At 70.9% G+C, this 11928-nt stretch carries 10 protein-coding genes; 3 read left to right on the top strand and 7 right to left on the bottom strand.

Going from position 1 to position 11928, the window contains the following annotated elements; translation table 11 throughout:
• Positions 1-85: 85 nt before the first annotated feature.
• Genes AB0K35_RS23660 through AB0K35_RS23640 form a run of 5 tightly spaced genes read right to left on the bottom strand, consistent with a single transcriptional unit; the run spans position 86 to position 4892 of the window.
• Positions 86-1171: a hypothetical protein gene (locus tag AB0K35_RS23660; RefSeq protein WP_363887595.1), complete on the bottom strand. Its 1086-nt coding sequence runs from the start codon at positions 1169-1171 to the stop codon at positions 86-88.
• A 57-nt stretch (positions 1172-1228) separates the two neighbouring features.
• Entirely contained in the window at positions 1229-1672 is a 444-nt protein-coding gene (locus AB0K35_RS23655; protein WP_357362387.1) for an OsmC family protein, read from the bottom strand.
• Positions 1673-1697: 25 nt separating this feature from the next.
• Positions 1698-3437 (bottom strand): multicopper oxidase family protein, encoded by a 1740-nt coding sequence (locus tag AB0K35_RS23650; RefSeq protein WP_363887593.1) that lies wholly within the window; start codon positions 3435-3437, stop codon positions 1698-1700.
• Positions 3434-3886 carry a DUF6220 domain-containing protein gene (locus AB0K35_RS23645; protein ID WP_238668521.1) on the bottom strand — a complete coding sequence of 151 codons (453 nt, stop codon included), beginning with the start codon at positions 3884-3886 and terminating at the stop codon, positions 3434-3436. Before AB0K35_RS23645 ends, AB0K35_RS23650 begins: the two co-directional genes overlap by 4 nt.
• 10 nt (positions 3887-3896) lie before the next feature.
• Positions 3897-4892 (bottom strand): carboxymuconolactone decarboxylase family protein, encoded by a 996-nt coding sequence (locus AB0K35_RS23640; protein WP_363887591.1) that lies wholly within the window; start codon positions 4890-4892, stop codon positions 3897-3899.
• 144 nt (positions 4893-5036) lie between these two features.
• Between AB0K35_RS23640 and AB0K35_RS23635 the strand changes: the two genes are divergently transcribed.
• The 3 genes from AB0K35_RS23635 to AB0K35_RS23625 all read left to right on the top strand — a co-directional run bounded on the left by AB0K35_RS23635 (position 5037) and on the right by AB0K35_RS23625 (position 7675).
• A complete protein-coding gene (locus AB0K35_RS23635) occupies positions 5037-6167 on the top strand; it encodes a sensor histidine kinase (protein ID WP_363887589.1) in 1131 nt (376 codons plus the stop codon).
• Positions 6168-6192: 25 nt separating this feature from the next.
• Positions 6193-6855, top strand: a complete 663-nt coding sequence (locus AB0K35_RS23630; RefSeq protein WP_238668524.1) for a response regulator transcription factor — start codon at positions 6193-6195, stop codon at positions 6853-6855.
• Positions 6856-6961: 106 nt separating this feature from the next.
• The gene (locus tag AB0K35_RS23625; protein ID WP_238668525.1) at positions 6962-7675 is read left to right on the top strand and encodes a hypothetical protein; all 714 of its coding nucleotides are present in this window, start codon (positions 6962-6964) and stop codon (positions 7673-7675) included.
• A 13-nt stretch (positions 7676-7688) separates the two neighbouring features.
• Here AB0K35_RS23625 and AB0K35_RS23620 read toward each other — a convergent pair whose 3' ends face one another.
• Together AB0K35_RS23620 and AB0K35_RS23615 are read right to left on the bottom strand one after the other, a co-directional pair.
• Complete coding sequence (locus AB0K35_RS23620; RefSeq protein WP_363887586.1) at positions 7689-8456, bottom strand: class I SAM-dependent methyltransferase; 768 nt, start codon at positions 8454-8456, stop codon at positions 7689-7691.
• A gap of 257 nt (positions 8457-8713) precedes the next feature.
• Complete coding sequence (locus tag AB0K35_RS23615; protein ID WP_363887583.1) at positions 8714-11422, bottom strand: RICIN domain-containing protein; 2709 nt, start codon at positions 11420-11422, stop codon at positions 8714-8716.
• Positions 11423-11928 lie beyond the last annotated feature (506 nt).

Genomic DNA, 11928 nt, shown 5'->3' with positions numbered 1-11928 from the left:
GCGCTCCCATACCCTCAACAGCATCTATCCCTCGTTCTCGCCGAGGTCGACTCTGCCGGTGCGTCTGGCCCGGCAGCGCCCTTCCTCAGACGACGGTGAGGGTGAGGACACCAAACTGGTTGCTCCGCTGCACGTAGTGCGGCAGATAGAACTTCCACGTGACCGTCAGCTCCCGCCCGGCCCGCATCGAGGCCGGCACCTCGGCGACCATTTCGAACACGGCACTGCCGCCGGCGGGGATCTGCGGAAGCGCGAGGCAGTTCAGCCGGTACAGCTGGGCCGAGTTCACCGCGTCGTTTGTCGCGTCGCCGAGCGAGAACCGTTCCATCAGGTAGGCCGGGCACGGGTCCAGCGCGAGGGGGCCGTCGGTCGGGTTGCCCAGCGTCACCCGGAAGGTGAGCCGCGACCCGGCGACGGCTGTCGTCGGCCCCTTGACAGCGACGCTGAGCTTTTCGAGCGGCGAGGACGGGGGCTTCGACACCGTCACCGGGTCGGTGAACCCGCTCGCGGACAGCGTCCCCCGCGCGCGGGGGTGGACCCCCTCCCCCTGCGGACAACCCGGACGCTCGTCGGCGGTGACCGGTGCGCGCAATCTGCCGCCGTTGTGCGGCAGGTCGATCGCGAGCTCCAACGACCCCTTCACCGGCTGACAGAACGGCCCGGACCAGTCCAGGCGCAGGCTGGCGTTGCCGCCGGCCGGCACGGCGACCACCCGGGTGCGGCCCTCCTCGTTGATGTCGTGGGTGTAGAGCATCGGAACCTCACGGCCGCCAGCGAGCATGGTCGTGGGCACCTCGCCCTGCAGGGTGCACTCGACGGTCGACGAGTTCCGCACGTCCACTTCGCCGATGAGCTTGCCGATGGCGGCGTCGAAGCCCCGCGGCGTCTCACCGCCGGTGCCGGGCCGCGTCCAGGTGGTGAGCCGGCCGGTCAGCTGCTCCGCCCGGCACGGTCTGCTGCCGGCGCCCGGCGTTCTCGGCGCGGCAGGGCGGCCGTTGAGGTCCTCGTCGGTGATCTTCAGGTCGGCCCAGGGCACACTGCCGTCGGCGAGCAGCTCGGTGGGCGCCGGCTCCGCGACCGTCGGGTCCGAGTGACCCGGACGGGCGTTCGGGTCGGCGCACGCCGCCACCACGGTGAGGACGATCAGCAGTGGCACCAGTAGTCGACGCATGCCGTCACCCTCACACAGACGAACCACACGGGCCTGAGTAGCGGTGCTCAGCGCCGATCAGTCTCCGGTCGGCCCGGGGCCCTCGGCGATCGCTACGGGAGTACCGAGCTCGACGGTACGGGAGACCGTGCACAACCGATCGTGTGACTGCTGCAACGACCGGGGCAGCGCCGCACGGGCCGCGTCGCCCTCCGCGCCCTCCGGGAACGTCACTGTGAACTCGACCCGCAGGTTCCGCATCCGGTTTCCGCCGGCCTCGTCCCGGATCTTGTCACCGGTGACGGCGACGGCGAACCCGGTCGGCTCGGCACGACGACTGGTGATGTGGTCCACGTCCACAGCGGTGCAACCGCCGATGGCGGCCAGCAGCAACTCCACCGGTGTGAAACTGCCGTCCTCGCCAGTGCCCAACGACAGCGACCCGCCACGGGAGTTCCGCACGACGTAGTTGCCCAGGCTGGCGCGCTCGATCGCCACCGAGCGGAAGGTGTCCTCAGTCATGACAGAAAACTACCCGCCTCAGCGATCACGAGTACATGAGATGCAGCGTCATCCCGGCATCGGCGTGCGCCAGGTTGTGGCAGTGATTGGCCCACGTCCCCGGGTTGTCGGCCCGGAACGCCACCTTCCACACCTCGCCCGGACGGACGTCGAACGAGTCCAGCCACAGCGGGCTTCCGGCCGCCGGCTCGCCATCGCGGGCCAGCACCAGGACGTGGTGGCCGTGCAGGTGCCACGGGTGCACGGTCTGCGACCGGTTGACGATCGTGAACCGTACGACGTCACCCAGGCGTACGACCTGCGATGGGATGTCAGGATCGGCCGCGCCGTTGACCGTGTGGGCGTACCGCGGCACCAGTCTGCGCAGGTCGAGGCCCCGGTCGAGGACGAGGGTGAACGTCTTGTCGAACCGCGACCAGGGCACCGGGGCGGTCGTGCCGTAGCCGAGCGGATCGAGCACCGGCCAGGCGCCGGTCACCGTCGACACCGGGCCGGTCGAGTAGACGGCCCGCCCGTCGACGAACAGCGCCACCGGGGTCGCCGGCGCGTCGAAGACCAGGTCGTAGCGGCCCCCGGCCGGGATCAGCACCGCGGTGTCCACCAGCGGCGTCGGGCCGCGCAGGTCGACGCCGTCGATCGCCGCCACCCGGTACGCGGTCCCGGCCAGGGCGTACCGGTGCGTCGTGCTGTCGGTGTTGATCAGCCGCAACCGCGCCGGCTGGCCGGCCTCGACCTGCTCCACCTTCGGCGCGGGCAACGGACGGCCCGCCAGGGTGTGCACCGGCACTGTGACGTCGAGGCCGGTCACCGGGCCCGGTCGCACCACCAGCACGCCGTAGAGACCCATCCGCACGCCGACATCGGAGGCCGAGTGCGTGTGGTACCAGTACGTTCCGGGCTGGTCGGCGCGGAACCGGTAGACGAACTCCTGCCCGGGCCGCACCGCCGCCTGTGTCACCCCTGGTACCCCGTCCTGATCGTTCGGCACGTCGTACCCGTGCCAGTGCAACGTGACGCCGCGCCCGATGTCCCGGTTGCGCAGCGCCACCTCCAGGACGTCGCCGACGGTGGCGGTCAACTCCGGTCCGGGGACCTGCCCGTTGAACGCCCACGCCGCGACGTTCCGGCCGCCCGCGTCCACAGTGGCGGTCGCGGCGGTCAGGGTGAACCGCCGGGTGGGTTCGTCGGCGATGTGAGCCGCCGGAGGACCATGATCATGTGGTTCGGCGGGCGCGGCGCCCGGGGCGACGGTCAGCCCGGTTCCGGTCAGCAGCGCCGCGACCGCCACCACGAGGGCTGACCGGGACACCGCCCGGGACGGGCGCGCGCCGAGCGCACGCGCCGAGACCACCGTGGCCGCCACGACCCCGGCGACCGCCAGCAGCCCCGCCCCGGCCGACGCCGGATAGCCGTGCAGAACCGTCACGAGCAGGGCGCCGCTCGTGGCGTACCCGGCGAAGAGCAGCGGAACCGCGACGGACCGGATGTCACCCGGGGCCCGCAGCAGCCGCGGACCGGCGACGCCCACCGCCGCGAGCGACAGTGGGGCCGCGATGAGGACCTTCTCCGCGGCGAACCACCAGCCGGCGCGGGCGAGGGCGGTGATGGTGATCGCGCGGGCGAGCGTGGCGAGCAGCGCGACGGCCGCCAGTCCCAGTGCGAGCGGGCGGCGGCGGACGGCTGACGCGGCGCCAGCCCCCAGCCAGGTGCCGGCCGCGAGGACCGCGATCACGAGGTCGGCCACGAGCAGCGACCCGGTGCTCACGCCGGCTCTCCTTCCCGGGTGACCAGCCGAGCCGCGCCGGCGGGAGCCGGGACGGTCAACTGTCGCGCCGCCCGATGGACGCCGACCACGACGTGCACCGCGATGATTCCGTTGAGCGCGTGCAACCCACCGATGGTCAGGCCGAGCGGGGTGCTGACACCCGACGCGTCGGTGGACGCCTCGGCCAACATGGCGATGAGTGGCTGGAGGAGGACCAGGCCGATCGGCAGGATCGCCAGTCCGATGACTTTTCCCGGTGCCTTCGCCAGCGCGGCGAGCAGGGCGGTGAGCACAGTGAGAATCGGGATGACCGCCATGCCGTTGACGCTGTGCAGCGCGTACGCGTCGTCGCTGGCGGGTCTGGTGAACCCGCCCACGGCGGCGAGGACGAACTGCACGGCGAACGCGACGAGCAGCAGGGCGCTGACGATGACGAGAGCCTTGCGCATGAGTTACCTCCTAGAGGCGCGCCGAGGCGACGGCCCGGGCGACGTGGTCGGTGGCCGTGATCGCCCCGTACGCGACCAACCGCACGAGGTCGGCGTCGGCGGGGTGGGAGAGCCGCCAGAGAGCGACGTCGCCCGGACTGATCGCGCCGGGCGCGAACGCCGCCAGCAACGCGATCCGCGTACCGACGCGGTCCGCGCCCGGCACGTCCCGCACCAGGTCGACGGCCCAGTCCGCGGGCCGCGCCGGGAACCGCCCGTCCTCCCAGCGCACAGTGGCCGTGACGGTCTGACGCGCCACGTCGCCCAGCAGCAGGTCCCCACCCCGGGCGGCGGCGTCCCGCAGCGACGCGTAGGCGACGCCCACCGGGCTGTCCCCCGCCCAGGCCGGAGGTGATGCCGCCGGGTCGACGTCGAGGAGCGGGAGGCTTCGGCCGGGCTCCTTCGACTCCCGGGCCGCCTTGGCGTAGAGCCGCCCCCCGACCGAGCGCACCAGTGGGGAGCGTTGCAGGCCGCCGGGGAGCAGATCGGGGTCGAGCAACGCGGAGACGACCCGGTTGATGAAGTGGAAGGCGAGCAGGGTGCCGGTGATCTCCGGGCCGTGGGTGCTGGTCCAGTCGGCGGCTCTCGGGCTGCGGCTCGCCTGCGCCCAGCCGGCAAGCTGGGCGTGCCTCGGCTCGGGGGGCGTCTCGCCCCGGGCGACGGCCTCGGCCAGCTTCGGCGCGCCCAGCGCGTGCAGCAGCAGCACGTGGGCGTCGACGCAGAACTGACAGCGGTTGGCCCGGGACACCGCCGCCGCGACGAGTTCGCGGTCGACCCGGGGCGCGTCCCCGGCGAGCAGCGCCTCCCGCATCAGCGCCCAGGTCGCCGCCAGCACCTCCGGCACCGCCGAGAGCGCCTGGAAGGTCGGCAACGGCCCGAGAAAGTCGTCACGCAACTGTTGGTAGACGGCGGCGGTGCGACCGGTGGCCGCCCTCGTCGGCGTGGGGGTGAAGAAGCGGTATGTCATGGGCTCGATGCTTGTTCCAGCGGGCCGGGAAAACGTCGTGCCGCCGCAGACACTTGCCCCGCCGCTCATACCGCATCCGTGGTACGCCGCAGCTACCACGCGCGCGGGATGCTCCAGCGACGACCGCCGTTCTACAGTGCGACAATGCGCCGCGACCTCCCGTACGCCGTCGGCGGTCTCGCCCTCGGCGTCCTCCTGCTCGGCAACGCCGTGCTCACCCCGGACGCCGCGACGGTCGAGGTGCTCGACGTCGCCCTGGTCCTCGCCACGGTGGTGGCCCTGGCGGCGTGCCGGCGCTACCCGGTGGTGGCGTTGGGCGTGGTCACCGTCGCCATGCTGGCCGTCCACGTCCGGGTGCACCCCGGGGTGTCCGCCGCCTTCCCCGTCCTCTGCGCGGTCTACGTCAGCGCCTGGCAGGGCCACCGGTCGGCCGCCGCCGTGGCCAGCCTCGCCTTCCTCGGTAGCTTCCTGGCCCGCGACATCTCGATGGCGCCGGCCGGCCGACCGGGCCAACTGGTCGCCGAGCGGACGGCCCTGCTGCTCGGCTGGTTCGTGGCGGCCAACGTCGCCGGGCTCGTCGCGCGGCAGCGCCGGGCGTACCTGGAGCAGGTCGAGCAGCGGGCCATCGAGGCCGAACGCACCCGCGAGGAGATGGCGTTGCGGCGCGCCGGGGAGGAGCGCCTGCGCATCGCCCGCGACCTGCACGACTCCCTGACCCACAGCATCTCGGTGATCAAGGTGCAGGCGGGGATCGCCGTGCACCTGGCCCGCAAACACGGCGAAGAGCCGTCGGCCACGCTGCTGGCGATCCAGGAGGCCAGCGGCGCCGCTATGCGGGAACTCCGCACCACCCTCGACGTCCTACGGGCGCCGACCGACGGCGATCGGATCGGACTGGCCCGGGTGGACGAGCTGGCCGAGCGGACCAGGGCGGTCGGCGTACCGGTGCAGGTGACAGTCACCGGCCAGCGCGGGGACCTGCCCGACGAGGTCGACCAGGCCGGGTACCGGGTCATCCAGGAGGCGCTCACCAACGTCGCCCGCCACGCCGGCCCGGCGACCGCGCACATCCAGGTGGAGTACGCCCCGGCGGGGCTGACGGTCGCTGTCACCGACGACGGTCACGCGTCGCCGGCTGAGCCCGTGACCCCGGGCGTGGGCCTGCGCGGCATGCGGGAGCGGGTCAGCGCCCTGGGCGGCACTCTGCGGACCGCCGCGCACGACGATCACGGGTTCACCGTACGGGCCACCTTCCCGCTGGACGGTCCACGATGACCGCCCGCCGCCCGAAGGAGCCGCGATGATCAGGGTGCTGCTCGCCGACGACCAGGCGCTGATGCGAGCCGGCTTCCGGGCACTGCTCGACGCCGAGGACCACCTGGAGGTCGTCGGCGAGGCGACCGACGGCAGCTCAGCCGTCCACCTGTCGCGGTGTCTGCGCCCGGACGTCGTCCTGATGGACGTGCAGATGCCGGGCCTCGACGGCATCGAGGCCACCCGGCGCATCGCCGCCGATCCCGACCTCACCGCGATCCGTGTTCTCATCCTCACCAACTACGGGCTCGACTCCTATGTGTTCGCCGCCCTCCGCGCGGGCGCCAGCGGCTTTCTCCTCAAGGACGCCGACCCCGCCGACCTGCTGCACGCCGTCGCCGTCGTCGCGCGCGGTGACGCGCTGCTCGCGCCGACCGTCACCCGCACACTGATCAGTGAGTTCGTGGCCGGCCCACCGCCGGCCGTGCCGACGGCCGGACGCGACGTGCTGACCGCCCGGGAGCAGGAGATCGTCGAGCTGGTCGCCCGTGGGCTGACCAACGACGAGATCGCCGCGCGCATGGTGATCAGCCCGCTGACCGCCAAGACACACGTCAACCGGGCGATGACGAAGCTGCACTGCCGCGACCGGGCCCAGTTGGTCGTGTGGGCGTACGAGTCGGGGCTGATCACGCCACGGCGGCGGTGATCGCCGTCTCCGAGAGCGGAGTCGATCAACCCCCTTGGGAACATGAGGAAGGGTCGACGCACTAACATTGCCGCCGTCCGCGACGGCTCTGCTGAATCGAGGCGACATGCGTTGGCTCCGTCGATTGCTGGGCGGTAGGCGAGTCCAGCTCGACCCGGGACGCCAGCAGGCGCTGCTGCACGACGTCCAGTCCCGGTACGGCCCCCACGCGCGGATCCGGTTCAACGAACAGGTCGACGCGCTCACCGGTTCGCTCGACAGTGACGACGGCCTGGTGGTGGCGACCCGGATCGTGAGTCAGGTCGCCGACGAGGCCCACGTCGACCTTCAGGCCCAGGCCCAGGAGATCCACCGACGGACGGGCCGACGGCTGCTGGTGCACCGCCGTAACTACCGGCCGCTGTGGAAGGAGGCGGGCCCGGCCCTGCGCTGGCCGCTGTTCGCGTTGCCGTGTGGTTTCCACCCGTACGCGCAGGTGGCCGCCGCCGTCACGGTGCTCGGCAACCGGGCGCCCCGGCTCGACCGGGTGACCGACCCGAACCCGGTGGTGACCCGCGTGTTCGAGGTGCTCGACCTGACCACCTCCGGCTGGGAGTACGGTCGGGTGCGGGTGGACACCGACGCCGCCACTCTTGCTGATCGACTGATCGTCAGTGCCGGGCAGGTCCTCGCGGCAATGGACGATCCGCCGCGACTGCCGCCCGCGGTCCGGGAGCTGATGCGCCGCAACAACACTGTCGCCGTGCACGACCCGTCCGGCCCTCGGGCGGTCGGCGGGATCAACCTGGGCGCGCGGATGCGGGAGGAGTTCCTGGTCTGAGCGCCCTCGGGCGCTACCGATCGGAGCGCCGACGGGCGAGATGCACGACGATGTCTGCGGAAAGCTCGACCCGCTCGGGCAGGATCCGCTCGATCTGGCTGAAGACCTGCTCCTGCTGCGAGGTCGGCAGCGTGAGATACGCCGAGATCGTCGACAGGTGGCCGACGTAGTCGCGCGCACTCATCGTCAGCCGACGCTCGACGACGGTCTGCCGCACATCGGTGAACCAGACGCAGCGTTGGAGTTCCGTGCCGGGCCACTGCATGGCCTGCCCAGGGGGCGTGCCGTCGGGAGAGGCGATCTCGTCGCTCTCCAGGAACGGTGCCCGGGCGGCGCGGACAGCGTCCGCCACCGCCGGGTCGGCCAGCTGGGCAGGTCCGCCGAACGAGGCGAACACACCGCCTGGTTCCAGCAGCGCGGCCACCCGTGACCACCGACCCTCCGGTGCGGTCCAGTGCAGGGCCGCCGCCGCGTAGACCAGGTGGTACGTCTCGCCCGGCCGCAGGTCCTCGAACGGGGCCCGCACGGTCTGGACACCTGCTGGCACGTGCTTGCGCAGCTCGGCGAGCATGGCCCCGTCCGGCTCGGTCGCGGTGACAGTGACGCCCGCTCCAGCGAACAGCCGGGTCGCCTTGCCGGTTCCGGCGCCGATCTCCAGCGCCGTCCGAACGGGCCGACCCGCGTACGTCAGCACCACGTCGACAAGCTCGGCGGGGTACCCCGGTCGGTACCGTTCGTACTGTTGCGCCACCATCCCGAAGCTCAGTGCGCGAGCAGACATGCCGACAATCCTGTCACCAGTCGTGTCGCATGCCCGATCTTCTGCGCCAAACCGATCGGCTGCGCGCGACCCAGGCGACAGCCGCCGAACGAACGGGTAGCGAGCGGACCGGGCCCGGGTCTGTTCGGATCGGTAGCTCGTGTCCCACCGTGATTGGATCGCGGCCGACTCGGGCGCACAAACCGTGCCCCCGAGTCGGCGCGACAATCGGCAGCCCGTTACCGGCGGCCGAACTTGACACTCACCTCTGCCAATGGTCAGGCGGGTACGAACTGCCACTGTTGGTTGGTTCCGTTGTTGGCGGTCCACTGCACGACCTGCGCCCCGTCGCTGGTCGATGCGGCGTAGACGTCGGCTGCGAGTCCGCTGCTACGGCTGACGATGGTGTAGTAGCCGTCGCTGGTGGGCCGCAGGTACCACGACTGGTTGGTGCCGCCATTGGCCGACCACTGCTGCAGTTGCAGGCCCTGCGTGGTGCTGCCGCCGTTGACGTCGAGCATCTTTCCCGAGGCGGTGTAGCGCAGGGTGTAGGTGTCCTGAGTGGTGCTGATCGTCCAGGTGGGGGTGCCGCTCTGCTGGACCGCTTTGGCGCCGTCGGCGGTGGAGTTGCCGGCGATGGCGAGGGGCTTTCCGCTGTTGCGGTTGACGATGCGGTAGGTGCCGGGTGCGGGCCCGGTTCCGCCGCTTCCGCCGAGGTTCAGGTACTCGACCGCGTCGGTGAAGACGGTGCTGCCGGACTTGGCGGTCGACAGCTGCAGGTACACGCGGCTGCCGGTGGCGGGGGCGGTGAAGGACACCGGTTGGGTGACCCGTGAGCCGAGTGGGACGGTCAGGTTGGTACTGCCGGACGCGACGACCGCGCCGGTGGGACTGTCGAGCCGGGCGGTCCAGGTGAAGCCCACCGAGGTGTTGGTGAGGTCGTCGTTGAACACGGTGATGTTGCGGGTCACCGTGGCGTTGCGGGCGTAGGTGGGTACCGCCTGCGCCAGCGGGAAGTTGCCGTTCGAGTCCGAATTGCCGGAGGCGGACCAGTAGGGGAGGTCGACCGCGGCCACCGGGTTGAACGCCGCCTGCACGCGCTGGATCTGCGGGTTGCTCCACGGATCGGGCAGGTTGTCCACTCCGTAGATCGGGTGACCGCCCTCCTCCGGGGTGAAGTCGGTGGACCGCACGCCGGGCACGACGCTGGCCCAGGCGGACAGCAGCGTGTACGGACGCAGGTCGGTGGCGCCCTTGCCGCGCTTGGCAGCAGTCGCGGTGGCGAACCACTCGAAGCCCTGCTTGTTGTTGCATGCCGGCCAGATGAACTCGCCCTCGCCGTCGGGCCGCCCGTTCACGGTGACCAGGCCCTCCCCGTACCTGCCGAAGCCGTCGACGTAGTGCGGGATCACCGCGAAGTTGGCGTACGTCATCCCGGGATACAGGCTGACATTGTTGCCGACGCCCACCTCGACAATGATCGGCCGGGTGCCGTCGGCGCCGTTCATCGCCGCGTAGAGGTCCTTCTCGAACTGTTCGGAATCCTGGCCGCTCTGGTTCGGCTCGTTGTTCTGACTCCAGCGGATGATCGCGGGGTGGTTGCGGTCGCGCAGGACCAGCGCACGGGCGTGATTGATCATGTTTTCGCGCCCGACGGAGTTCTGCCACTCCTGCGAGGACTGGGAGCCGCGGATCGCGACCTCGTCGATGATCATCAGGCCCATCTCGTCGGCGACATCCAACATGTACGGGCTGCCGGGCTCCTGGTGGATGCGCACCACGTTGTAGTTCAGCCGCTGGTAGTTGTCCACCGCCTGCGGCCAGCCGCCGTTGCCGGACGACGGGGGCAGGAAGCCGGGCAGGGTGTGGTACGCGTCGCCCTTGCCGCCGTTGTTGATCCGGTCATAGTCGGCACCCTGGAGGTTGTCGCCGCGGAAGTTCACGCGCACACCGTTGAGGTAGTAGTAGTCACCGTTCTGGGTGGCCTCCCGGAACCCGAACCGGTACTCGGCGTCGCTCGTCCGGCCGTCGTCGGTGACGGCATGCACCGCCAGCCCGTGCAGCTGCGCCCGGTACCCCGACCGGTACGGCACGTTGGGCCACCAGTACGAGGTGCTGTCGAGGTTCCACGCGACCGGCCCGACGGTCACGGTCACGGTCGAGCGGGCCGCCACGGTGACCGTACGGCTGGGCAGTGCCGGGTAGCTGAAAGCCGTTCCGTTGTGTGACGACAGCGACCCGGTCAACGTCACCGACCGGGAACTGCCCGACGTGTTCCGCACCGTCACGTCGTAGGTCAGCGTCTTGTTCGCCACCGACGTACGCACGAATGTGTCGCTGACGTACACCGCCGGGTACACCCGCAGGAACGCGGAACCGAAGATCCCCTGCGGTACAGCCTCGGACCACGTGGCGGCGTCGGGCACCAGGTACCGGCCGTTGGATGCCTTCAACGCGCCGCGGCCCTTCACGTTCACGGTGATCGTGTGGGTGGTGCCGGGCGCCGCGTATGCGCTGATGTCGAAGTTCGACGGGGTGAACGCCGTCGTCTGGGTGGCGACCACGCGGCCGTCGACCGACAGTGTCGCCTGGTGGTTGACGGCGCCGAACTCGATCCAGGTCGACTGCGGCTGCCCCGAGTCCGGCACGGTGATGCTGCGCGAGTACACCGCCTCGTTCACGGTGGTGAAGCCCTGCTTGTACCAGCCGCCACCGGGCACCGCGATCGTCGTCGCCGACCGGCCCGCGGGCGTGAAGGCCCACGTCCCGCTCAGATCGACCGAGGCGACCGCGGCGTTACCGGCCGCCACACCGTCAACACCGGCGGCCGCGACACTCTGCGTCGCGACCGGCGCGGCCAGGGTCGACCCGGGGGGCGCCAGGGTCAGGCCACCCAGCGTCAGAGGCAGGCTGAGCGCCACGGTCGCGGCCAGCCCTCTGGCCAACGCCGACAATCGGCCACCCCAGTGGACGTTCGTATGATGCACGGTTACCTCCTGTGACTCATCCGCCAGCTCCGCAACACCGGTTCAGGGCACAGCCTCAAGGCCGATACCCGAATCGATTCGACAAATTTGCCGGCGTCGCCGACCACCCGGAAAGGGTGGTTGCGGCCCAGATGCATTGACATGTATCAAAGGGTGTATCGAGCGTGAAGTCAAGGTTTCAAGACGGTTACTTCCTGCTCCTGACGCCTCGCAAGCTTCGATTGGCCGCCGACAAATACGACCCTTCCGGAGTGCCAAGGCATCGCGCTCAGGCATCCCGTCTCGCCGGCCCAGCGACGCGGCGCCGATCGAATAGCGAACCGATTCGCTCCTGCGGCGTCCGGCCGCCTGACACGCTGAAGGCGCGGAAAGCACTGTGGCCCTCGGTGAAGTCGGCGGGCAGCCCGGCCCGACTTGTTCGGTTCGAAGAGGGAGTTAGGGTTCTAGTTAGGAACGTGCTTCGCCAGCGTCACGGGCGGGTCACGGGCTCTTGGTGGCGAGTGTCT

This window comes from Micromonospora sp. NPDC053740, assembly GCF_040677775.1.
GTDB lineage: Bacteria > Actinomycetota > Actinomycetes > Mycobacteriales > Micromonosporaceae > Micromonospora > Micromonospora alfalfae.
The sequence above is the reverse complement of the archived record's forward strand: the minus strand, read 5'-3'. Positions and strand labels throughout refer to the sequence as shown.